Origin of the sequence: Lachnospira hominis (ex Hitch et al. 2025) (assembly GCF_040096395.1) — a bacterium.
In the GTDB taxonomy this organism is placed as follows: domain Bacteria; phylum Bacillota; class Clostridia; order Lachnospirales; family Lachnospiraceae; genus Lachnospira; species Lachnospira hominis.
In genome coordinates, this window is sequence record NZ_JBBMES010000010.1 from 31,666 (window position 1) to 56,272 (window position 24,607).

The 24,607-nt window shown below is 37.3% G+C and carries 20 protein-coding genes, 1 pseudogene and 1 riboswitch; of the genes and pseudogenes, 17 read left to right on the plus strand and 4 right to left on the minus strand.

Annotated elements, in window-relative coordinates:
- Positions 1-11: 11 nt before the first annotated feature.
- From WMO38_RS09710 to glyA, 5 genes are all read left to right on the plus strand, one after another.
- Entirely contained in the window at positions 12-641 is a 630-nt protein-coding gene (locus tag WMO38_RS09710) for an MBL fold metallo-hydrolase (RefSeq protein ID WP_349162459.1), read from the plus strand.
- 51 nt (positions 642-692) lie between these two features.
- Positions 693-2,099 carry a coproporphyrinogen dehydrogenase HemZ gene (gene hemZ, locus WMO38_RS09715; RefSeq protein ID WP_349162461.1) on the plus strand — a complete coding sequence of 469 codons (1,407 nt, stop codon included), beginning with the start codon at positions 693-695 and terminating at the stop codon, positions 2,097-2,099.
- A gap of 57 nt (positions 2,100-2,156) precedes the next feature.
- Positions 2,157-3,953 (plus strand): aspartate--tRNA ligase, encoded by a 1,797-nt coding sequence (aspS, locus tag WMO38_RS09720; protein ID WP_349162462.1) that lies wholly within the window; start codon positions 2,157-2,159, stop codon positions 3,951-3,953.
- Between the two features lie 67 nt (positions 3,954-4,020).
- Positions 4,021-6,528, plus strand: coding sequence for a methyl-accepting chemotaxis protein (locus WMO38_RS09725; RefSeq protein WP_349162463.1), 2,508 nt, complete (start codon positions 4,021-4,023; stop codon positions 6,526-6,528).
- A 52-nt stretch (positions 6,529-6,580) separates the two neighbouring features.
- Positions 6,581-7,822 (plus strand): serine hydroxymethyltransferase, encoded by a 1,242-nt coding sequence (glyA, locus tag WMO38_RS09730; protein WP_021867248.1) that lies wholly within the window; start codon positions 6,581-6,583, stop codon positions 7,820-7,822.
- Between the two features lie 346 nt (positions 7,823-8,168).
- On the opposite strand, the gene WMO38_RS09735 is transcribed toward glyA, so the two are convergent.
- The gene (locus WMO38_RS09735) at positions 8,169-9,398 is read right to left on the minus strand and encodes an argininosuccinate synthase (protein ID WP_021867249.1); all 1,230 of its coding nucleotides are present in this window, start codon (positions 9,396-9,398) and stop codon (positions 8,169-8,171) included.
- 280 nt (positions 9,399-9,678) lie between these two features.
- Between WMO38_RS09735 and argC the strand changes: the two genes are divergently transcribed.
- The 7 genes from argC to WMO38_RS09770 all read left to right on the plus strand — a co-directional run bounded on the left by argC (position 9,679) and on the right by WMO38_RS09770 (position 17,244).
- Positions 9,679-10,725 (plus strand): N-acetyl-gamma-glutamyl-phosphate reductase, encoded by a 1,047-nt coding sequence (gene argC / locus WMO38_RS09740; RefSeq protein WP_349162465.1) that lies wholly within the window; start codon positions 9,679-9,681, stop codon positions 10,723-10,725.
- Between the two features lie 97 nt (positions 10,726-10,822).
- Complete coding sequence (argJ, locus tag WMO38_RS09745; protein ID WP_349162466.1) at positions 10,823-12,046, plus strand: bifunctional ornithine acetyltransferase/N-acetylglutamate synthase; 1,224 nt, start codon at positions 10,823-10,825, stop codon at positions 12,044-12,046.
- Positions 12,047-12,083: 37 nt separating this feature from the next.
- Complete coding sequence (argB, locus tag WMO38_RS09750; RefSeq protein ID WP_021867252.1) at positions 12,084-12,980, plus strand: acetylglutamate kinase; 897 nt, start codon at positions 12,084-12,086, stop codon at positions 12,978-12,980.
- 16 nt (positions 12,981-12,996) lie between these two features.
- Positions 12,997-14,193 carry an aspartate aminotransferase family protein gene (locus WMO38_RS09755; RefSeq protein WP_349162467.1) on the plus strand — a complete coding sequence of 399 codons (1,197 nt, stop codon included), beginning with the start codon at positions 12,997-12,999 and terminating at the stop codon, positions 14,191-14,193.
- Positions 14,194-14,200: 7 nt separating this feature from the next.
- Positions 14,201-15,439 (plus strand): sugar ABC transporter substrate-binding protein, encoded by a 1,239-nt coding sequence (locus WMO38_RS09760; RefSeq protein ID WP_349162469.1) that lies wholly within the window; start codon positions 14,201-14,203, stop codon positions 15,437-15,439.
- Positions 15,440-15,524: 85 nt separating this feature from the next.
- Complete coding sequence (locus WMO38_RS09765) at positions 15,525-15,971, plus strand: DMT family transporter (protein ID WP_349162471.1); 447 nt, start codon at positions 15,525-15,527, stop codon at positions 15,969-15,971.
- Between the two features lie 58 nt (positions 15,972-16,029).
- Complete coding sequence (locus WMO38_RS09770; protein WP_349162472.1) at positions 16,030-17,244, plus strand: class I SAM-dependent rRNA methyltransferase; 1,215 nt, start codon at positions 16,030-16,032, stop codon at positions 17,242-17,244.
- 134 nt (positions 17,245-17,378) lie between these two features.
- Here the strand turns inward: WMO38_RS09770 and WMO38_RS09775 are convergent.
- Together WMO38_RS09775 and WMO38_RS09780 are read right to left on the minus strand one after the other, a co-directional pair.
- Positions 17,379-17,702: pseudogene (locus WMO38_RS09775) on the minus strand (hypothetical protein); the annotation flags it as partial.
- Between the two features lie 66 nt (positions 17,703-17,768).
- Positions 17,769-18,794 carry a DUF5050 domain-containing protein gene (locus WMO38_RS09780; RefSeq protein ID WP_349162473.1) on the minus strand — a complete coding sequence of 342 codons (1,026 nt, stop codon included), beginning with the start codon at positions 18,792-18,794 and terminating at the stop codon, positions 17,769-17,771.
- A gap of 103 nt (positions 18,795-18,897) precedes the next feature.
- Between WMO38_RS09780 and pheA the strand changes: the two genes are divergently transcribed.
- The 3 genes from pheA (at position 18,898) to WMO38_RS09795 (ending at position 22,245) form a co-directional block, all read left to right on the plus strand.
- Positions 18,898-20,028, plus strand: a complete 1,131-nt coding sequence (gene pheA, locus WMO38_RS09785) for a prephenate dehydratase (protein ID WP_349162474.1) — start codon at positions 18,898-18,900, stop codon at positions 20,026-20,028.
- A gap of 79 nt (positions 20,029-20,107) precedes the next feature.
- A riboswitch (ZMP/ZTP riboswitch) is annotated at positions 20,108-20,208 on the plus strand.
- A 79-nt stretch (positions 20,209-20,287) separates the two neighbouring features.
- Entirely contained in the window at positions 20,288-21,001 is a 714-nt protein-coding gene (locus WMO38_RS09790) for an IMP cyclohydrolase (protein WP_021866154.1), read from the plus strand.
- Positions 21,002-21,063: 62 nt separating this feature from the next.
- Positions 21,064-22,245, plus strand: a complete 1,182-nt coding sequence (locus WMO38_RS09795; RefSeq protein WP_021866155.1) for a phosphoribosylaminoimidazolecarboxamide formyltransferase — start codon at positions 21,064-21,066, stop codon at positions 22,243-22,245.
- Between the two features lie 135 nt (positions 22,246-22,380).
- Here the strand turns inward: WMO38_RS09795 and WMO38_RS09800 are convergent, their stop codons facing one another.
- Positions 22,381-23,229 carry a PHP domain-containing protein gene (locus WMO38_RS09800; protein ID WP_349162475.1) on the minus strand — a complete coding sequence of 283 codons (849 nt, stop codon included), beginning with the start codon at positions 23,227-23,229 and terminating at the stop codon, positions 22,381-22,383.
- Positions 23,230-23,390: 161 nt separating this feature from the next.
- On the opposite strand from WMO38_RS09800, the gene WMO38_RS09805 reads away from it, so the two are divergent.
- Complete coding sequence (locus WMO38_RS09805) at positions 23,391-23,993, plus strand: zinc dependent phospholipase C family protein (RefSeq protein ID WP_021866157.1); 603 nt, start codon at positions 23,391-23,393, stop codon at positions 23,991-23,993.
- Between the two features lie 51 nt (positions 23,994-24,044).
- Positions 24,045-24,599, plus strand: a complete 555-nt coding sequence (locus WMO38_RS09810; RefSeq protein WP_021866158.1) for a DUF1653 domain-containing protein — start codon at positions 24,045-24,047, stop codon at positions 24,597-24,599.
- The last annotated feature ends 8 nt before the right edge of the window (positions 24,600-24,607 follow it).

The following is a 24,607-nucleotide window of genomic DNA, read 5'->3' on the forward strand; positions in this document are numbered from 1 at the left end:
GGAGAAATAATATGAATATAAAAATGGATTATACGGTAATACCGGGAGTTTCAACAAACTGTTATCTCCTGATAAACAAAGATACAGACGAAGCAGTTATAATTGACCCGGCTGGCAATGAGCCACAGATTAGTGCTTTGATTGAAAAAAACAAATGTCGTCCATGTGCAATACTTATAACTCATGGCCATTATGACCATATAGGTGCAGCAAGGCAGCTTGCCGTTAAATATGGAATAAAAGTGTACGCGGGTGAGCATGAAAAGGAACTTCTGGCAGATGCATACAAGAATCTTTCGGCTCATATGGGAGCTAAGATAACACTTGAGGCAGATGTCTGGATTAAAGATAAACAACATATTAATCCAGCCGGAATAGATATAGAAGTAATCCATACGCCGGGACATACATCAGGCGGTGTGTCATATTATGTTAAAGATGCATCTGTGCTTTTTTCAGGTGATACTTTGTTTGCTGAATCAGTTGGAAGGACAGATTTTGCAACGGGAAGTTTTTCAGATATTGTTTCAAGCATAAAAGATAAATTGTTTTTACTGCCTGATGATACAGTTGTATTTCCGGGGCATGGTGAGAGCACATCAATTGCCCATGAAAAGAAATATAATCCATATTGCCAGTAAAATATCTGTCTGGCTGCAATATAAAAAATTAATAACAGAAATGAGAAAAATATGATTTATGTAGATTTGCGGAATTCTGATTTTTATGATGATGCACAAGTGCTTATAAAGTCGTTTTATCCTAGAATGCAGACATCGCTCTTAAAAGACGACTCCCGGCTTACGGATGAGGATACGGTTATATATGCAGATACTTCAATGTGTGAAGGCGTTTCAAAGAAAGAGGCACATGACAGATTTAAGAAAAATCTGTATTTAAAGCTTCAGGGTGATACGGGAAAAAATCTTCCATGGGGATATCTTACAGGTGTAAGACCAAGTAAAATTGCATATTCAATGTTAGAAGCTGGTAATTCTGATGAGGAGATCATGTCAGAATTTGAAGAAAAGCATTTTGTGTCTCATGATAAAGCAGAACTTGCAATGCAGGTCGCAAAGACAGAGAAAAAGATTCTTGAAGACATTGATTATACAAATGGTTACAGTATTTACATAGGAATTCCGTTTTGCCCGACAACATGCCTGTATTGTTCATTTACATCGTATTCACTTGCAGCTAACAGGTCCAAAGTTGATTTGTATCTTGATGCACTTGTCAAAGAAATGAGATTTGTTGCGGACAGAATGAAAGGCAGACGTCTCGATACAGTATATTTTGGAGGCGGAACGCCGACCACGCTTGAACCTGAACAGCTTGACAGGCTGCTTAATGAGCTTGAAGCAGACTTTGACATGAGTACCGTAAAGGAGCTGACTGTAGAGGCGGGAAGACCTGACAGTGTGACGGTACAGAAGCTTGAAGTGTTAAAAAAACATGGTGTTGACAGGATTTCTATAAATCCGCAGACGATGAATGACAAGACTCTTGAAATTATTGGGAGAAGACATAGTGCCACGCAGGTTGAGGAAGCATTTAAACTTGCAAGAAGCGTTGGCTTTGATAATATTAATATGGATATTATTCTTGGACTTCCGGGTGAAGGAATTAATGAACTGCGGTATACACTTGACAAAATAAAAGAGTTAAAGCCGGAGAGTCTGACTGTTCATTCGCTTGCGATAAAGAGGGCAGCCGCACTCAATATATGGCGTGAAAAATATGAAGACCTGAAGTTTGAAAACAGTGATGAAACTGTGAGTCTTGCACAAAAGTATGCCGGTGATATCGGCTGTATGCCATATTATATGTATCGTCAGAAAAATATGGCAGGAAATCTTGAAAATGTAGGTTATTCTGTTCCTGGAAAAGAATGTATTTATAATATTCTTATTATGGAGGAAAAACAGACAATAATAGCCATGGGTGCAGGTGCATCAACAAAAGCTGTATTTGATGCGGATCAACCGAATCCGCGGATAGAGCGTGTCGAGAATGTAAAAGACCTGACAAGCTATATTTCAAGAATTGATGAAATGATTGAAAGAAAAAGATTATTTTTTGACAATAATATGTTATAATTAAATAACATGTTATAATAAATAATAATTATGTTATTTACAGGAGGAAAGTTAGTAATGGCTGAAGCAATGGTAGGCTTAAAAAGAACACATAGATGTACGGAGGTATCAGCTGCCAATGTAGGCGAGACTGTAACAGTTATGGGCTGGGTTCAGACAAGAAGAAATCTTGGCTCGCTTATATTTGTGGATTTGAGAGACAGAAGCGGCCTTTTGCAGATTGTATTTGATGAAAATTCAGTTGGAAAAGAAGGATTTGATAAAGCATATACACTTAGAAATGAATATGTTATAGCTGTAGTCGGAAAGGTTGAGAAGCGTTCAGGTGCAGTAAATGAAAATCTTAAAACAGGTGATATAGAAGTTGTTGCATCACAGCTCCGAATTCTTTCAGAATCAGAGACACCACCATTTCCAATCGAAGCTAATATCAATACGAAGGAAGATTTGAGATTAAAGTACAGATGTCTGGATTTAAGAAGACCGGATATCCAGTCAAATATTATTATGAGAAGCAAGGTTGCCACGCTTACAAGAGCATTCCTTGCCAATGAAGGATTCCTTGAGATAGAGACACCAATGCTTACAAAGAGTACACCGGAAGGAGCAAGAGATTATCTTGTACCTAGCCGTATTCATCCTGGTAAGTTCTATGCACTTCCGCAGTCACCACAGCTTTTTAAGCAGATGCTCATGTGTTCAGGTTATGACAGATATATGCAGATTGCAAGATGTTTCCGTGATGAGGATTTACGTGCAGACAGACAGCCTGAATTTACACAGATAGATATGGAGCTTTCTTTCGTTGATGTAGATGATGTTATTGATGTAAATGAAAGACTTCTTGCATATCTTTTTAAAGAGGTTCTTGGAGTTGAAGTTAAACTTCCAATCCAGAGAATGACATGGCAGGAGGCTATGGACAGATTCGGTTCAGATAAGCCTGATTTGAGATTTGGCATGGAACTCAAAAATGTTACAGATATAGTTAAGAACTGTGGATTTGGAGTATTTACAGGAGCTATTGAAAATGGCGGTTCAGTACGTGGTATTAATGTTAAGGGTCAGGGTGCAATGCCTCGTAAAAAGATTGATGCACTTGTTGATTTTGCAAAGGGTTATGGTGCAAAAGGACTTGCCTATATTGCTATTCATGAAGATGGAACAGTTAAATCATCATTTGCGAAGTTTATGACAGAAGAAGAAATGCAGTCACTTATCAAGGCAATGGATGGAGAAAATGGTGATTTACTTCTCTTTGCGGCAGATAAGAATAAGATTGTATGGAATGTTCTTGGTGCACTCAGAGTTGAACTTGCAGACCAGCTTGGACTTCTTGACAAGAATGAATTCAGATTCTTATGGGTAACAGAATTTCCTCAGTTTGAATGGTCTGATGAAGAGAACAGATTTGTGGCAATGCATCATCCGTTTACAATGCCTATGGATGAAGATCTTGATATGCTTGAGACTAACCCTGGTGCAGTACGTGCAAAGGCATATGATATTGTACTTAACGGTACAGAAATCGGTGGTGGTTCAGTAAGAATTCATCAGGCAGATGTACAGCAGAGAATGTTTAATGCACTTGGGTTTACAAATGAAGCGGCATATGAAAAGTTCGGATTCCTTCTTGATGCGTTTAAGTATGGTGTACCACCACACGCAGGTCTTGCATATGGTCTTGACAGACTTGTAATGATTATGGCAAAGAGAGACAGCATCCGTGATGTAATAGCATTTCCAAAGGTTAAAGATGCATCATGTCTTCTTACAAATGCACCTGATGTGGTTGATGAGAAACAGTTAAGGGAACTTTCAATAAATATAGATGTTGAAGAAGACGATAAATAAAAAGAGATACTAAAAGTGCTGTGTTGCTGTTGCAAAAGGAAAGAGCATTAGAAAGAGGTATACGTGTATGGGAGATTTTGAAGAAAAAAATCAGGAAAGCGAAAATTTAATAACAGACGTATCATCAGAAGAAACAGCTAATGAGAATTACAACAATGACATCGACGTGATTGACGCAGAGACCGCTGTTGAACAGTATGATGAGTCAGGTAATGATGTAAATGTTAGCGATGATGTTATATCTGAAGATGTTCAGTCAGATGAGTCTGAATCATCTCAATCTTCTGAACCAGAAGATAATATTGATGATGATATTTTGCAGGATGATTTAACAGAAGACAGTAGTAATGATTTAACTGTTGACAGTAACGATGTCATGCAGGATTTATTTGCAGAAAATGATTTGCAGTCTGAAGAAGATAATAAAACTTCTGGCGGCAGGAAAAAGAAGAGAAAAAACAAGAATAACAAAAAAGCAAAAACAGAAAGCAAAAAAACAGAAGATTTAATGAAAAATCTTGGAAAATTCAAGCTTTCGACTGGCTTTAAAAATGGAATATCCATAAAGTTTAAGCTTATTAGTGCATTTATAATTCCGGTACTTCTTATAGTGCTTCTTGGTGTGGTTTCGTATGAGACAGCAGCAAATGCCATAAAGTCAAGCTTCATGGAAACTTCAGTGTCAACGATACAGAAAACAGCAGATTATTATACTTTGATGTTTTCTAATATTAAGGCACTTGCAAATGATTTTGCTAATAATGCCGATGTTAGATCGTATTATTCAGGTTCGCTTGCATCAGACCCGCTTAATGAGAAAAATGTTTATGATAATCTCAATACTAATCTGTCATCTACAGCACTTGGAAATAAGGCTGTAAAGGCGGTATATGTAATTGGTAAAAACGGAAAGAATATTTTTACAAGTGCCACATCAATGAATCCTACTGGTGAGTATAACAGTGTTAAGGCAGCATCAGAGGGACAGACAATTGATAAAAATAAATCAGCATGGTTTACATCAAGAGATTACCTCGACCAAAAGGGTGCAAAAGATTATTCTGTAAGCTTTGGACGTCAGCTTTCCGGTAATTCAGGAAAGGGTGTAGGTTACATATTCTATGATTTAAAGTCGGATTATGTATCAGATACACTTAAAGATATTGATCTTGGTAAGAACAGCATGGTACTTCTTATTGCTCCGGATGGCGGTGAGATAGGTGCAACGGATAATGCAGACAGTAATGCAAAGTATATATCTGACAAAGAGTTTTATGAGACAGCTGTTAATGGTGAGGAAAAGAGCGGAAGCAAGTTTGTTAAATATAACGGGAAACGCCAGCTTTTCGTATATAGCGTGACAGATGACGGATTTATGGTATGTGCAATGATTCCTCAGAGTACAATTCTTGCACAGGCAAATACAATAAAATATGTTTCTGTAGGTGTTGTTATTGCATCAATTATAATTGCAATTATAATTGCCGGTTTCCTTTCTACAAATATTATCAAGGCAATCAAGCATATTATGGATAGGCTTGAAAAAGCTGCGGCTGGTGACCTTACAATAAATGTTGATGTTAAGGGGCATGATGAATTTGCAATACTCGGAAAGAGTACAAACGGCATGATTAGCAACGTAAAGAGTCTTATTGAACAGACAAAGAATATATCGGGCATGGTTGATAATTCCGTTGAAACCGTTGCACAGAATGCACAGCAGCTTCTTGATGATACACAAAAGATTACTGTTGCAATTCAGGAAATTGAACATGGTGTTGTCCAACAGGCAGAAGATTCTGAGGATTGTTTAAGACAGATGGATAATCTTTCAGATAAGATTAATCTTGTATCTGATAATTCAGACAAGATTGCACGCATTGCAGATGATACATCAAAAATCGTTGAAAGCGGAATGACATCAATACAGGAACTTAAAGGCAATGCGGAAAGTACAGTTCAGATAACAAATCAGGTTATCGAAGAAATTACAAAACTTAAAGATTCATCAAAGTCAATTGCACATATTATTGGTGCAATTAATGAAATTGCAGAGCAGACTAATCTTTTGTCTCTCAATGCTTCAATAGAAGCTGCAAGAGCCGGTGAAGCAGGAAGAGGCTTTGCTGTAGTTGCTGATGAAATCAGAAAGCTTGCAGAACAGTCTGTGGATTCTGTAAATGAAATCCGTAAGATTGTTGATGATATTAATGCAAAGACTAATGATACAGTTAATATTGCAAAGAAAGCAGAAGATGTTGTTGAAATCCAGGGCGAATCGCTTCAGAATGCTGAGCATGTATTTGACAAGATTCAGGAACAGTTTACAGAACTCATAAGTAATCTTGATGAAATTACAAACGGTATTGATACAATAGCGGATGCAAAGGCACAGACAATAGATGCAATTCAGAGTATTTCAGCTGTGTCACAGGAGACTGCTGCGGCATCAGAAGAGGTAACAGAAACAGCTAACCGTCAGCTTCAGCAGGTTGAAGCACTTAATGAGGCAGCACAGAATCTTAACCAGAATTCATCAGCTTTGGCAAATGCTATTGACTTGTTTAAGATTTGATTATATTATAATAGAATATACAAAAAATTAATAATTATACGGAGGTTGCACAATGTATTCATTTGATGAAGTTTTAAATTACGACCCTGAAGTAGCGAAAGCTATGGAGGACGAACTCACAAGACAGAGAACACACATTGAGCTTATTGCATCAGAAAACCTTGTAAGTAAGGCCGTTATGGCAGCTATGGGAAGCCCGCTTACGAATAAATATGCAGAGGGTTATCCGGGAAAACGTTACTATGGCGGATGCGAATATGTGGATGTTGTTGAAACTCTTGCCATTGAGAGAGCTAAAAAGCTCTTTGGCTGTGAGTATGCAAACGTTCAGCCACACTCAGGTGCACAGGCTAACCTTGCAGCATTCTTTGCAATGGTAGAGCCGGGCGACACAGTTATGGGTATGAGCCTTGACTGCGGCGGACATCTTTCACACGGTTCACCTGTTAATATTTCAGGTAAATATTTTCACATTGTTCCTTATGGTGTAACTTCTGAAGGTTTTATAGATTATGATGAAGTGTTAAGAATTGCAAAAGAATGTAAGCCTAAGATGATTATTGCAGGTGCAAGTGCATATGCAAGAACAATCGATTTCAAGAAGTTCAGAGAAATCTGTGATGAAGTTGGTGCTTATCTTATGGTTGATATGGCTCATATCGCAGGTCTTGTTGCAGGTGGTATGCATCCAAGCCCGATTCCTTATGCTGATGTTGTTACAACAACAACACATAAGACACTTCGCGGACCAAGAGGCGGTATGATTTTAAGTTCAGCTGAAAACGCAGATAAGTTCAAGTTCAATAAGTCAGTATTCCCTGGTATACAGGGTGGTCCTCTTATGCATGTAATTGCTGGTAAGGCTGTATGCTTAAAAGAAGCATTAGATCCAAGTTTCAAGGTATATGCAAAGAATATTGTTGATAATGCAGATGCACTTTGCAAAGGTCTTATGAACAGAGGTTTTGATATTGTTTCAGGAGGAACAGACAATCACCTTATGCTTGTAAATCTTATTAATAAGGGTGTTACAGGTAAGGAAGTTGAGAAGCTTCTTGATGCTGCAAACATCACATGTAACAAGAATACAATTCCTAACGATCCTGCATCACCTTTCGTTACAAGCGGTATCCGTCTTGGTACAGCAGCAGTAACAACAAGAGGATTCAATACAGAAGATATGGACGTTGTTGCAGAAGCAATTGCTCTTCTTGTTGATGATGTTGAAAAGAATCAGGCAAAGGCTATGGAACTTGTTAAGGGACTTACAGACAAGTATCCTCTTTATGAATAATTCAATTTCATGAATAATTAAATAAAAAATTGTATAACACATACATAACTACAAGCCGCAGGACAGATAATGTTTTGCGGCTTGTTGTTATATAATTTACGCGTGTAACGAGCCAAAGTCCGTGCTTGCACGAGACCTTGGCGACTGCCGCGATAACTTGAGAAACTCGCGGAGCGTGTTTCTCATAGTTATGGCTTTGTGTTGCTCATTGTAAAGATTGGGGGGTGTATTAATTTAACTGAAAAATAGAAAGAATAAAATAAAAAAGGGGCTGGTGGCTTTACGATTTTCAATCGTTAAAGCCACCAGCTCTTTTTTGCTATGTACAAAATGAATTTTTGTTATTTTACTTTGTGTTGTTGTTTTTCTTAACTTCTTCCTGCTTCATAGCACGAACCTTTAATGAAAGACCGAAAAGATTAATAAATCCTTCTGCGTCATGGTGGTCATAGAGGTCACCTGTCTTGAATGAAGCGATTGATTCGTTGTAGAGTGAATATGGAGAAGTTGTACCTGCTTTGATGATATTGCCCTTGTAAAGCTTGAATTTAACTTCACCTGTTACATATTCCTGAGTTTTATCAACGAAAGCCTGAACAGCTTCACGCAGAGGTGTGAACCATTTTCCTTCGTATACAATCTGTGCAAATTTATTGCCCATATCAAGCTTTAACGCTGTTGTATCTCTATCGAGAATTAATTCTTCAAGCTGCTGATGTGCTTCGTAGAGAATTGTTCCGCCGGGAGTTTCATAAACGCCACGTGATTTCATGCCTACAACACGATTTTCTACGATATCGATAATGCCGATGCCATGTTTTGCACCGAGTCTGTTAAGTTCACGGATAATATCAGATACTTTCATCTGTTTGCCGTTGACTGATGTAGGAACACCTTTTTCAAATGTCATTGTTACATATTCAGCTTCATCAGGTGCATCTTCAGGACGATTGCCAAGAACAAGAAGATGTTTGTAATTAGGCTCGTTAGCTGGATCTTCAAGTTCAAGACCTTCATGGCTGATATGCCATAAGTTACGGTCACGGCTATAGCTTGTATCTACAGAGAATGGAAGATGTATGCCGTGCTGTCTGCAATATTCAATCTCGGCTTCACGGGAATCAAGACCCCATTTATCATTTCTCCAAGGAGCAATAATCTTAATATCAGGAGCAAGTGCTTTGATTGCAAGTTCAAAACGAATCTGGTCATTACCTTTACCTGTAGCACCGTGGCAGATAGCAACAGCTCCTTCTTTACGTGCAATTTCAACAAGCTTCTTAGCAATAAGAGGTCTTGCCATTGATGTACCAAGAAGATATTTGTTCTCATATACAGCATGTGCCTTTACACAAGGAACAATATATTCGTCACAGAACTCATCTGTAATATCTTCAATATATAACTTAGAAGCACCACATGAAATAGCACGTTCTTCAAGTCCATCAAGTTCTTCGCCCTGTCCGCAGTCTGCACATACGCAGATAACATCGTAATCGAAATTCTCCTTTAACCATGGGATAATAGCAGTAGTATCAAGACCGCCGGAATAAGCTAAAACAACTTTTTCTTTCATAAATAAATCCTCCTTATTATTGCGGGGAAAATAATGCCGCATTTATAAATATACGACAGAAATCTGTTCTCCTCGTGTTGTGAATCTCATGTGTTTTATAATAATCCAATCATAATAAAAAAGCAATAGGCAAAATTATTTTTATGCAGAAAAATGTGAATAAAATACATAATTCATGCATAAATATAAAAAATATGCAAATAAGACTTTACATAAGAAAAAAAGTTGCTATAATAAAAAACATACACAAAATGCATGCAGATGCGATTGGAGGAAGTATATGATAAAAGTAGGAATTATCGGAGCGACAGGATATGCCGGAAATGAGATTGTAAGATTATTGCTTGGACATAAGGATGTAAAGATTGTATGGTTTGGTTCGAGAAGTTATATCGACCAGAAGTATGCAGATGTATACAGAAATATGTTTCAGCTTGTAGATGATGTCTGCATGGATGATAATATGGAAGAACTTGCCAATCAGGTTGATGTAATATTTACAGCAACTCCACAGGGATTATGTGCATCACTTGTTAATGATGACATATTAAATAAGGTAAAGATAATTGACTTGAGTGCTGATTTCAGACTTAAAGATGTAAATATTTATGAAAAATGGTATAAAATCGAGCATAAAGCTCCTCAGTACATAGATGAAGCGGTTTATGGACTCTGTGAGATTAACAGGGACAAGATTACAAAGGATACAAGAATAGTTGCTAACCCTGGATGTTATACAACTACTTCAATCCTTACACTTTATCCTATGGTAAAGGAAGGACTTATTGACCCTGATACAATTATAATTGATGCAAAGAGTGGAACTTCAGGTGCGGGAAGAGGTGCAAAGGTTGCCAATCTTTTCTGTGAAGTAAACGAGAGCATGAAAGCATATGGCGTCGGAACACACAGACATACACCTGAGATTGAAGAACAGCTCGGATATGCATGCGGAAGAGATGATTTAAAGCTTATATTTACACCGCATCTCGTTCCTATGAACAGAGGAATTCTTGTAACAGCATATGCAAATCTTAAAAAAGATGTAACAGATGATGATGTAAAGGCTGTATACGATAAATATTATAAAGATGAGTATTTTGTGAGAGTTCTGGATAAAGGTGTATGTCCTGAGACACGATGGGTTGAGGGAAGCAATTTTGTCGATATAGGATATAAGGTAGAGCCTAGAACACACAGACTCATTATGATGGGTGCTTTGGATAACCTTGTTAAAGGTGCTGCAGGTCAGGCGGTACAGAATATGAATCTTTTATTCGGACTTCCTGAAAATGAAGGACTGCAGCTTGCACCGATGTTCCCATAATAGTAGATATTTTGTGGGATTAACCGGACAGCAACGAAAAATAAATCACACAATATAAATACACCGTAATAAATTCAGCGTGAGGAGATTAATCAATATGGAAATTATACAGGGTGGCGTTACAGCCGCAAAAGGATTTAAGGCGGCAGGTATGAATGCCGGAATCAAAAACAAGACAAAAAAAGACATGGCGATGATTTTTTCTGAAAAACCATGTGTTACAGCAGGTACATTTACAACCAATAAAGTATTTGCAGCTCCTGTAAAGTGGGATAAAAATATTGTATATAACAGTGAATATTCACAGGCTGTTGTTATTAACAGTGGTGTTGCCAATGCCTGCACAGGCGAGGAGGGCGACAATGCATGCCTTAGGGAAGCACAGGCAGTATCTAAGGCACTTGGGATTCCTGAAAATTCTGTGCTTGTTGCATCAACAGGTGTAATCGGAATGCAGCTTCCTATGGATACAATGGTAGCGGGAATCAATGCACTTCCATCAATGCTTGCTGATACACAGGAAGCGGGAACACAGGCTGCAGAGGCAATTATGACAACCGATACAAGATCTAAGCAGGTTGCCGTGACAGTTGACATAAAAGGAAAGAAAGTTACAGTAGGCGGCATGTGCAAGGGTGCGGGAATGATTCATCCTAATATGGCAACAATGCTTTGTTTTATCACAAGTGATGCAAATATCGAAAAGAGTGCACTTCAGAAGATGACAAGTGCAATAGTAGATGATTCATTTAACATGATTTCCGTTGATGGCGATACATCAACTAATGATACTGTTCTTGTAATGGCAAACGGAATGGCAGAAAATGAATGTATAAAGGAAAATACACCTGAGTACGATGAATATTTTAAAGCACTTTCATATATACTTACAGAGCTTTCAAAGATGATAGCAGGAGACGGTGAAGGTTGTACCTGTCTTTTTGAAGTAAAAGTAATTAATGCAAAAGAAAGACAACAGGCAAGAACACTTGCAAAATCAATTGTTACCTCAAGTCTGACAAAGGCAGCTATTTTTGGACATGATGCCAACTGGGGCAGAATTCTTTGTGCAATGGGATATTCCGGAGCAGATTTTGAACCTGAAAAAGTTGATATTTACTTTGAGAGCAGTGCCGGAAAGTTAAAGATAGTTGAAAATGGCAAGGCAACTGATTATAGTGAAGAAGAGGCAACAAAGATTCTTTCACAGAATCCTGTAACGGCTATAGCTGATGTAAAGCAGGGTGATGTCAACGCAACGGCATGGGGCTGTGACCTTACATTTGATTATGTAAAAATTAATGCAGACTACCGTTCATAATTAAAATAAGAAAGAATTTTAAGGAGAAATTATTGACATGGAAATGAATGAAGAATTAAAAAAAGCACAGATTCTCGTTGAGGCATTGCCTTATATACAGAAATTCAACAGAAAAATAATCGTTGTAAAATATGGCGGAAGTGCCATGGTTGACGAGGAATTAAAGAAAAAAGTAATTCAGGATGTTGTGTTGTTAAAGCTGGTAGGATTTAAGCCTATTATCGTTCACGGCGGCGGAAAGGAAATCAGTAAGTGGGTATCAAAGACAGGTGGAAATCCTCAGTTTATCAATGGCCTACGTGTTACTGATGAACCTACAATGGAAATTGCTGAAATGGTATTAAATAAGGTAAATAAGAGTCTTGTTGCACTTATAGAAGAACTTGGTGTCAAAGCGTGTGGTATCAGCGGTAAGGATGGCGGCATGTTAAAGGTTGAAAAGAAGCTTTCAGGTGGCGAAGATATAGGTTATGTAGGTGAAGTAAAAGATGTAGATACTACAATTATAACTTCACTTTTAAAAGATGATTTTATACCTGTAATCTGTCCTATAGGATATGATGATACATTTCACTCATATAATATCAATGCTGATGATGCGGCATGTGCAATTGCAAGAGCTGTCAATGCTGAAAAACTTGCATTTCTTACTGATATTGAGGGTGTATACAGGGATTATGAAGATAAGTCGTCTCTTATTTCTGAACTTACAACTGATGAGGCAAGAGAACTTCTTGCTGGCGGAACAATTGGAGGTGGTATGCTTCCTAAGTTAAATAACTGTATAGATGCGATAGAGCATGGCGTTTCAAGAGTTCATATTCTTGACGGACGTATTCCGCATTGTCTTCTTCTTGAAATATTTACTAATAAGGGTGTTGGTACAGCTATTCTTAGTAAAGAAGCAGAGAAATTTTTTAATACAAATATCTAGTTAAGGGAGAAAAATGATGGATACAAAGACAATTATTGAAACAGCTGAAGAAAAGCTTATTCATACATATAACCGTTACCAGATTGTACTTGACAAAGGTGATGGAGTAAGACTTTATGATACAGATGGAAAAGAATATCTTGATTTTGGTGCCGGAATTGCGGTATTTGCATTGGGATATAATAATAAAGAATACAATGATGCAGTAAAAGCTCAGGTTGACAAGCTCATCCACACATCAAATTATTTTTACAATGAGCCTGCAGTAAAGGCGGCCCAGGCTGTAACAAAGGCTTCCGGCATGGACAGAGTGTTTTTTACGAACAGCGGTACGGAAGCTGTTGAGGGAGCTATAAAACTTGCCAAAAAATATGCATATTTAAAGGATGGCTCAACAGACCATGAAATTATTGCAATGGAACATTCATTCCATGGAAGAAGCATGGGGGCTCTTGCTGTAACAGGCAACCGTCATTATCAGGAAGCATTTGGTCCTATGATTCCGGGAATAAAGTTTGCAAAATACAATGATCTTGAAAGTGTCAAGTCACTTGTGAATGATAAGACATGTGCCATTATCTTCGAGACAGTTCAGGGAGAGGGCGGCGTATATCCTGCCAAAAAAGAATTTATCGAAGGTGTAAGAAAACTCTGCGATGAGAAAGGAATTCTTCTTATTCTTGATGAAATCCAGTGTGGCATGGGACGTACAGGTTCTATGTTTGCATATCAGCAGTATGGTGTGAAGCCGGATATTGTTACAGTTGCAAAGGCACTTGGCTGTGGCGTTCCTATTGGTGCATTTCTTGCAAAAGAAAATGTTGCAAAAGCACTTGTTCCTGGAGACCATGGTACTACATATGGTGGCAATCCGCTTGCATGTGCGGCATCAGCAAAGGTATTTGAATTATTTGAAAAACTCAATGTACTTGAAAATGTACAAAAAGTTGGTGCATATATGGCTAAAAAATTAGAGCAGATTGTTCAGGATTATGATATAGTAATTGAGCACAGGGGCGTAGGTCTTATTCAGGGAATTGAGTTGTCATTAAATCCTAAGGATGTGATTTGCAATGCACTTGATAATGGTCTTATTCTGTTCTCAGCTGGCACAAATGTTATAAGATTTGTACCACCTCTTGTAATAACAGAAAAAGATGTTGATGAGATGATAGTTAAATTAAGAAAAGCCCTTGATGAAACAAGGAGTTAATTATTATATGAAGCAGTTAAAGAGAGCAGCGGCGGTTTTTCTTGCAGTTTGTCTGATTTTTTCGCTTGCTGCGTGTGGTGGCGTCAATATTGATAAAACGGCAAAAAATCTTCACATTGAGCAGGCAGAGAATATAAGAGTATGGTATTGTGATGACAGATATACAGATTATCTGAAATTTGTTGCGGATAGATTTCATTCTGCAAACGAACTTGTTACAATTGAACCGGTTTTGGTTGATTCTGATAACTATCTTGAGAATATATATGAAGAGAGTGTACGAAACGATAACGTGGCAGATGTATATCTTATGCTTACAGATGAGCTTGAAAAAGCAAGCATGATGGGACTTACAGTTGAGAACAGTACATATTCTGATTTATATACACAAAAAAATTATGGAAACAGTGCAATTGAAGCAGCATCATATAAAGGTAAACTTTATGGGTATCCTGTCACATTTGATGTTCCTTTTCTTGTATACAATAAAACTGCTGCATCTTCTGTAGAAACATTTTCACAGCTTATAGATTATTGTCATAATTATACAGTTAATGATGATAATCAGAATATTGAGCAGCTCGTATCATGGGATGTCTCAGACATGCTTGTTAATTACGGACTTGTGTGTGGTTCGGTTACAATAGGTGGAGAAAGCGGAGATGATAATACAAAGCTCAGTGCTGATAAAGATTTACTTAAAAAATCGCTGACTGAATTTGTAAAATTAAGAAACGAATTTGGTATTGTGCGTGCCGAGACAACGCTTGATTCATGTGCTGATTTATTTGCACAGGGAAAACTTGCATATACAATTACAGATGTTTCGCATATTAATACAATTGCTGAGTCAGGAATTTCATATGGCGTATGTAGTATTCCGGCACTTTCAGATGATATGCAGATTGAAAATATTTCCGAAAATTTATGTGCATTTGTTAATCCGTATTCATCCGATGTCCAGACTGCAAAGGCAGTTGCCAACGCTTTGAGCTATGATTATGCTGCTGCTGTAAACAGCACAACAGGGCTTCTAAGTTCAAGAACTATAAGCATTAACAGCAAAGAATATAAGGACACATATGGTAAAATATATGAAATATATTCAACGGCTGATGTCAAAGCAAAATTTATGGGAGCTGCATATTTTTATACAAAATTTGATATAATGCTTCATCAGGTATGGGATGGAACTGATATAGAAACATCAGTAAATTCATTTTTATCTGAATTAAAAGTCCAATAAAAATAAAGAATAAAAAACCTGTTATGAGTACATAATTAAGTATTAGATTGAAAATAATAGTAAATTTAATTCTTAGGAGGTACTGATGGCAGGTTTTTTGATTGCAATTTTATCGGGTGCATTAATGAGTATCCAGGGAGTGTTTAATACGGGAGTTACAAAGAGCAGCAGTATATGGGTAGCAGCTGGATTCGTGCAGATTACAGCATTTCTTACATGTGCTGTGATGTGGATTGTTGACGGAAGACCGCAGATAATGGGTCTGTTTAATGTGTCGCCGAAGATATCGCTTCTGGGCGGTGTTATTGGTGCATTTATAACATATACGGTTGTAAAGGCTATGTCTGACCTTGGAGTTGCAAAAGCTGAGATTACTATTGTTATTAGTCAGATTGCGGTTGCCTACATTATTGAATTGTTAGGGCTTTTTGGAAGTGAGAAAAAAGATTTTTCATGGATAAAGCTGTTAGGCATTGCGGTTGCAGTTACAGGTGTAGTAATATTTAGTATGTGTGGTAATTCAAAAGAGTAAAATCATATGTAAATCAAAATATACAATAATTTAAATTTATATTAGTAAAGGAGAGTACATGGAAGATTTATTTAAAATATGCGGAATTGTTAATTTGAAAAAAGGTGAGGGACGTACTATCAAAGCCGGCGGAATGTGGGTATATGATAATGAGATAGAAAGCATCATGGGAGATGCTCCTGATGGAACACTTGTTGAAGTGCATGATTTTGACGGATATTTTATGGGAATAGGTTTTATTAACAGAAGGTCAAAGCTTACAGTCAGGATGATGAGCAGACATCAGCATGTTATTGATGAGGATTTTATTGAGCAGAGAGTGCGTGACTGTGTTGAGTATAGAAAACATACAGTTGATATGTCTTCATGCCGTCTTGTATTTGGTGAGGCTGATTTCCTTCCGGGAATTGTTATTGACAAGTTTTCGGATGTTCTTGTAGTAGAGTCTCTTGCGTTGGGAATAGACAGATTCAAGCCAATGATAGTTGATAAACTTAAAAAAGTTCTTGCTGAAAATGGTATGAATATACGTGGTGTGTATGAAAGAAGTGATGCCAAGGTACGTCTGAATGAAGGACTTGAGCGTTTCAAAGGATTTATTGGCGAAGAGTTTGATACAAAAGTTATGATAGAGGAAAATGGCGTAAAGTATTACGTTGATGTTCAGGATGGGCAAAAGACAGGATTTTTCCTTGACCAGAAGTACAATCGAAAAGCAATATGGAAGATTTGTCCGGATGCAAAAGTATTAGACTGTTTTACACATACAGGCTCATTTGCTTTAAATGCCGGAATGGCAGGGGCAGCCAGTGTACTTGGAGTTGATGCATCAGAACTTGGGGTTGAACAGGCACGCGAAAATGCGAAGCTTAACGGACTTGAGGACAGAGTTTCATTTGTGTGCCGTGATGTGTTTGAACTTCTGCCTGAACTTGAAAAGAAGGGCGAAAAGTTTGACTTTGTAATTCTTGACCCGCCTGCTTTCACAAAGTCACGCAGTTCAATCAAAAATGCCGTAAAAGGCTACAGGGAGATTAACCTTCGTGCGATGAAGCTTGTTAAAGACGGCGGCTACCTTGCTACATGTTCATGCTCACATTTTATGGATACAGAACTTTTTACAAAGACAATCGGCGAGGCGGCAAGAAATGTACATAAACGTCTGCGTCAGATTGAATTCCGCACACAGGCACCTGACCATCCTGTACTCTGGGCGTCAGATTCTTCACTTTATTTGAAGTTTTACATCTTCCAGGTTGTGGACGAACGTTAGGCGTTTGGCAGGAAAATAGGAAGTCAGCATCAATAAATATAAAACAAGCAGCTGTGGGAGTGGCTGGATTTATGCTCACATGCTGCTTGTTTTAAGATTATATTTGAAAATTTCTTAAAAGCAAAGATTATATCTTATGCTATTTCTTTTTTCATTGCCTTGTAGCCAATTAATACTGTCCACACATACGCACAGGTTTTTGGAATCATCAGCATACCAATCATCGGAATTACATCAGCCCACAGTACAACCGGAATATTTCGATAGATTCCCCAGGAAAGCGGAGCGAATGCACCGAGCCAGGCATTCTGAGGCATCATACACAAAACAATTCTTAATCCTGCAAGATCATAAATAGCTGCTGTAGTTGCTTTATAGCCTTTAATCTGATAACACTCACGCCATATATGATAGAGTACGACGTAAAAAATAGTCATAGTGATAGAGGTAATCCACTTCCTAAAAGCTCAGCCTGTTTTTACTGTAACATACTGCAAGGTAACTAACTATGATGTGCTTTTTTATTATTTGCCAGTCTTAATTTTAATTTCCTCGACTTTTGTAATAGGGTTTACAGTCGGAATTCTGTATAAAGTCTCATTATCCTCATAATACTGGAAAAATGTATACTGTGAAGTGCAGTTTATTGTTGAAACATTGCCCGCAGCAATATATTCAATCTGTGTTCCATCGGCATTCATGCGGTAAAGACCTGTGTTAGTGCCTTCAACCTGAAAGAAAATTTTGTTGCCGTAGCGGTTGTAATTGATGACTTTTCCACCATCCGCAGGACTGTAAAGCTGTTCAAGTGTCTTATTTGATGTATTAAGACGCATGAGGGCGTATCCCTTGTCAAGGTCAATATAATAAATATAATTATCAGCAGCATCTACAAGATATGCATTTACATTAAAATATGCACTTACATTTCCGGTTGATGCATCAAGCGTACTTATATAATTCTTGTTATATGTATCTGCAAAATAGAATTTGCCATTGTATACGCTTGCCAGATTATATACTTTTGAGGAAAATTTTTTATCATCTTTTCCGTCTATTCCGGCTTTGTATACATACATTCCTTCGTTTGCATTGTAATATTGATAGAAAATGTCATTGCCGTAAAGGGTGGCAATACCGGATTTTGTAGTTGTAATTGTATCCGCATTCTGTCCGTCAAGGTCTGTACGATAAACACCAAACATCTGACCTGTAAAAGAATTTTCTTTTGCTGAAGAAAGATTATTTCTTACATAATAAATGTAATTGCCACAGACGTTGATATAGTATACTGAATCTGTGTTTAAGGCTCTGGCATTTGAACAGTCAGAATTCATAACATAAAGGTGTCCGTCATCATATGGATTTGCAAAATAAATTTTGCCGTCATATTCGCAAAAGCGTCCTTTATTGTTGAGGTTTCCGGCAGTATTTCCAACGGCAGTTTTGGAGTTGTACTTAAATCTTGTTGAAAAATAAGAAAAAGTCAGCCCTCCTGCAAGTGCAATGACAGCAACAATACTGACAATGATTGTTATTATTTTTTTCATGCTAATCTCCAATCGTGCTTGTTATTCAACCTATAATATAGTAAAATAACATAAAATGCTTGTATATGCAATGGACTATTGGATATATGGATTGGAGAAAGTAATGTTGGATTTAGGCGAGATAAGAGATAAGATTGATGGGATTGACAGACAGCTCGTAGATTTGTTTGAAGAACGCATGCAGCTTTGTACAGATGTTGCAAAATATAAAATTGAGACAGGCAAGAAAGTGCTTGATACAGACAGGGAAAAAGCAAAGATAGAGGCTGTCAGTAAGATGGTGAAAGATCCTGAGAATGTGCATGCCATAGATGATTTGTTTTCGCAGATTATGGCTAATTCAAGAAAGATGCAATACAGACTCTTAGAAGAGACTACACAGACATTAAGAGAGCCATATGAAGCAATTGATGAGATAGATAAAAAGAACTGTCGTGTTGTATATCAGGGAGTTCCGGGTGCATACAGTTATATTGCAATGAGAAGATTTTTTGGAAAAGACGTTAATAACTTTGCTGTGCCTACATGGCGTGATGCAATGGAAGCAGTAAAAAACGGTGAAGCGGATTATGCTGTCCTTCCAATAGAAAATACGACGGCTGGCTGTGTCGCAGATGTTTATGACCTTATTCAGGAATATGATAATTATATAATAGCAGAGACATTTGTAAAAGTTGAGCACGCACTTTTGGGACTTGAAGGAACAGACATTGATAAAGTGACAACAGTCTATTCTCATCCACAGGGATTTATGCAGTGTGAGAAGTTTCTTTCAAGGCATAAGGACTGGCAGCAGATAAGCCAGGCAAATACAGCCGGAAGTGCAAAGAAAGTGCTTGAAGAAAATGATAAGACACACGTTGCAATAGCAAGTGAAGAAGCAGCTGAAGTTTATAATCTTTCAGTTCTTGCCAAAAAGATTAATGACCTTGATAACAATACAACACGTTTCGTTATAGTTACAAATACAAGAAAATTTGTAAAAAATGCAAAGAAGATGAGTATTGTATTTGAGACAGCTAACGAACCCGGAACCCTTTATAACCTTTTAAGCCATATTATATATAATGGACTTAATATGAATAAGATTGAGTCAAGACCAATAGAAGGCAGACCTTGGGAATACAGATTTTTCATAGATTTTGAGGGGAATATTGATGACCCGGCTGTTATGAATGCACTTCGTGGAATACAGGAAGAAGCTAAAGCGATAAAACTTCTTGGAAATTATTAATCTTTTATGTGAACAATTTATTTAAAAAATTATTAATTTAAGCTGTTGCATTTTTAAAATAAATAGTGTATGGTAAATATATAAGCTGTGTGACTGGCGGAAATGTATGTTTTTACATACAGTGAGATTACTCACAGGGAACATAGCAGTTTTTAAATGCCGACCGCCTGGGCGACCTTTTTAATCAGGTTGTCCGGGTGAGCCGGCATTTTTGCGTGTGGAAAAGGTTACAAAATAAAACTTAGAAGAGGTACTGTTTATGGAAATGCAATTATTAGAAAATGAATTATCAGGATGTGCTTATCCGGGAAGAGGAATTGTAATCGGAAAGTCAGAAGACGGCACAAAGGCTGTAACGGCTTATTTCATTATGGGTAGAAGTGCTAACAGCCGCAACAGAGTATTTGTCGAGGATGGAGAAGGAATCCGTACACAGGCATTTGATGAGAGCAAGCTTGAAGATCCAAGCCTTATCATCTATGCACCTGTAAGAGTCCTTAACAACAGTACAATCGTTACAAACGGCGACCAGACAGATACAATTTATGATTTGATGAAAGCCGGAAAGACATTTGAACAGTCTTTAAGAACAAGAAAATTTGAGCCTGATGAACCGAATTTTACACCTAGAATTTCAGGAATACTTAATTTTGAAAATGGTGAATTTGATTATGCAATGTCAATTTTAAAGAGCAATAACGGCAATGGTGCAGCATGTAACAGATACACATTTTCATATGAGACACCACTTGCAGGTGAAGGACGTTTTATTCATACATATATGGGTGATGGCTCACCACTCCCAAGCTTCGAGGGAGAACCTGCATGGGTAAAGATTTCAGGTGATATTGATTCATTTACAGATATGCTCTGGAATAACTTAAATGAGGATAACAAAGTTTCATTATTTGTTCGTTTTATTGATATTAAGACTGGAAAATATGAGACAAGAATTATCAATAAGAATAAGTAATTTAAGGTTAAGAAACAGCAATACTATTTACGATGTATGTTTATCTACAGAAAGGATATAAAATGAACGAATTTCAGTTAAAATATGGATGCAATCCTAATCAGAAACCTTCAAGAATATTTATGGCAGACGGAAGTGAACTTCCGGTTGAAATCCTAAATGGCAGACCGGGATATATTAATTTCCTTGATGCATTTAATGGTTATCAGCTTGTAAAAGAGTTAAAAGAAGCGACAGGACTTCCGGCTGCAACCTCTTTTAAGCATGTATCTCCTGCAGGTGCAGCAGTTGGTCTTCCACTCACAGATGTTTTAAAGAAAATATACTGGGTAGATGAGTCAATTGGAGAACTTTCTCCACTTGCATGTGCGTATGCAAGAGCAAGAGGTGCTGACAGAATGTCATCATTTGGTGATTTTATTTCACTTTCAGATGTTTGTGATGTTGCAACTGCAAAGCTTATCCAGCATGAAGTATCAGATGGTATCATTGCACCGGGATATGAAGATGAGGCACTTGAAATCTTAAAATCAAAGAAAAAAGGCAATTATAACATCATTAAAATAGACCCTTCATATAAGCCTGAACCAATTGAAAGAAAACAGGTTTATGGTGTTACATTTGAACAGGGACGCAACGAGTTTGTAATTAATGAAGAACTTCTTGGCAATGTAGTTACAGAAAATAAAGAGATTTCTCAGCAGGCAAAGATTGATTTGATTATTGCATTAATTACATTAAAGTATACACAGTCAAATTCCGTATGTTACGCAAAGGGCGGACAGGCAATCGGAATCGGTGCAGGACAGCAGTCAAGAATCCACTGTACAAGACTTGCAGGTTCAAAGGCAGATAACTGGTTTTTACGCCAGAATCCAAAGGTATTAAATCTTCCGTTTAAAGAAAATATCGGTCGTGCTGACAGAGATAATGCAATTGATTTATATATCGGTGAGGATTACATGGATGTTCTTGCTGATGGTGAATGGGAAAGAGTATTTACTGAAAAGCCGGAAGTATTTACAAAGGAAGAAAAGAGAGCATGGCTTGATAAAAATACAGATGTTGCACTTGGCTCAGATGCATTCTTCCCATTTGGTGACAATATTGAGAGAGCATACAAGAGCGGTGTTAAATATATTGCACAGCCGGGTGGTTCAATCCGTGATGACAATGTAATTGAGACATGTAACAAGAGAAATATTGCAATGTGCTTTACAGGAATGAGATTATTCCATCACTAATTTGCAGGCAGATTTTTAACTGGTATAAAAAAGAAAATCCTGAAGAACTTCATATGCTGCTTTTGTGGCTGAAAGTCTTCGGGATTTTTGTATTTATGCAGATATCAGGTCATGGTTGATTTATGAATATAGCTGTTATATGTTATTTTTATATTCTTTAATTTTTGTAAGAATTTCTTCGGGAACAAAAAGGTGTCCGCGTCCGGTACCAAGTTCAATATCGGGTTTGTTTGCACCATGATAATCTGAACCGCCGCTTATTAAAAGATTTCGTTCTTTGGCGATATGTTTCATTTCAAGCTCATCACCCATTGTATAGGTTGAATAAACGGCTTCAAGTCCGGCAATTCCATGTTCACACAGATAATCCATCAGCTTGTTCATTTGATCATTTCCCATATGATACAGGACAGGGTGTGCAAGAACAGGTACGCCGCCGACTGACTTTATCATTTTGATAGCTTTTTCGGGAAGCATCTTCTCGCGAGGGACATAACATGGCTTTGAGTCCCCAAGATACCGGTCAAATACCTCATTGCGGCTTTTTACATAACCTTTTCTTACAAGGTAGTCGGCAAAATTAGCTCTTGTTATAACAGCACCTTCATACATCTTTTTCATTTCATCATAAGATACAGGAATTCCTATTTCACAGAATCTGGCAGCAATTTTCTCATTACGTTTTTCACGGCTTTGTTTTAAAGATTCTAATTCTTTTTTGAAATTTTTGTCAGTATAATCTATATATAGACCAACTATGTGTATTTCTTTTTTGTCATAGAAAGTGCTTAATTCTATGCCGGGTATAAGTTCAATATCGTAATCGGCGGCACAGCTGACAGCTTCAGGTATCCCGTCAATAGTGTCATGGTCGGTGAGAGCCATGGCAGCAAGATTTATTGAGAAAGCTTTTTTAACCAGCTCAGATGGTGTGAGTGTTCCATCTGAATATGTTGAGTGAACATGTAAATCTATGGATTTCATAAATCCTCCTTTTTGTTAAAATGAGAATCCAATGGCATAAAGTGGATTGCACATTATTGTTTTTGCGAATATTTTACAGTAATTTTATTGTATTTTACCACGTTTAAGTTTAAAATAAAATATGTTACGTATTAATAGTAAACTTTGAAAGGCATTGTAACATGAGAAAAAAGTCACACTTATCATTAGCTGTTTATCTTATTGATAATATGGACAGCAGCTTATTGATTAACCACAGGAAGGCATTTTTGCTTGGAAGTATCCTGCCGGATTGTCGTCCGTCATTTGTAACTACGAAACATAACATGGAAGAAACATTTGATATGGTTTCGGATTTTATTTCACAACTTACAGTAGATTCACATGATTACAAAAGGATTTCTACGGCATATGTAAGAAAGCTGGGCGAAGTAACGCATTATGTAGCTGATTATTTTACATATCCGCATAATGAAGTTTTTGATGGTAATATAAAAGACCATTGCATATATGAGAAAAATTTGAAAGAAGCATTGAAAAGTTATATTGACAGTGAACAGATTTATATTAATAAAAGTCTTATAGACAGTTTCAGGAAGCCTGAAGATATTTGCAGGCTCATAAAGAATCTGCACGCACAATATGTAAGCGGAAGAAGTACAGTAAACAACGACTGTATATATATAGTCGCTATGTGCCATATAATTGTCGGAGGAATATTAAAGCTTCTTATTGAAAACAGAAGTTATGGTTATATTAACAGACTACGCCCGAATGTGGCATAGTTTTTAAAATAATAAGATTATTATTGGGATTGCATGAAGGGAGGAGATTTTATGCAGGAACGGGAACCTGTGATTGGAGGTCTGTACAGACATTTTAAAAATAAGCTATATCAGGTAAAAGCTGTTGCAATTCACTCCGAGACTAAGGAAAAGATGATAGTATATCAGGCTCTGTATGGAGATTTTGCAGTATATGTAAGACCATATGATATGTTTATGAGTGAGGTTGACCATGTTAAATATCCGGATGTTAAGCAAAGATACAGGTTTGAACAGGTGTTTTTCGATGAAGACAGCGGATATGTAAGCGTTGATGAAAAAGGTAATGAAGATTCATTGGATAATGAACCGGTGATTCTACCGGTTTTTGATGAAGAGACCGAGGCTGTTGATGACAGACTTATGAAGTTTCTTGATGCAGAAGGGTATGCACAGAAACTTGAGGTGCTGTCTGAATTAAGAGATAATCTTGATGATAAGCTTATTGATGCTATGGCGGTTTCAATGGATGTAGAGGTGCTTCCGGGAACCATTGACGAAAGATATGCATCGCTTAGACACTGCATACAGGCACACGCAAAATATGAATGTACGAGGTTAAGATAACAATATGT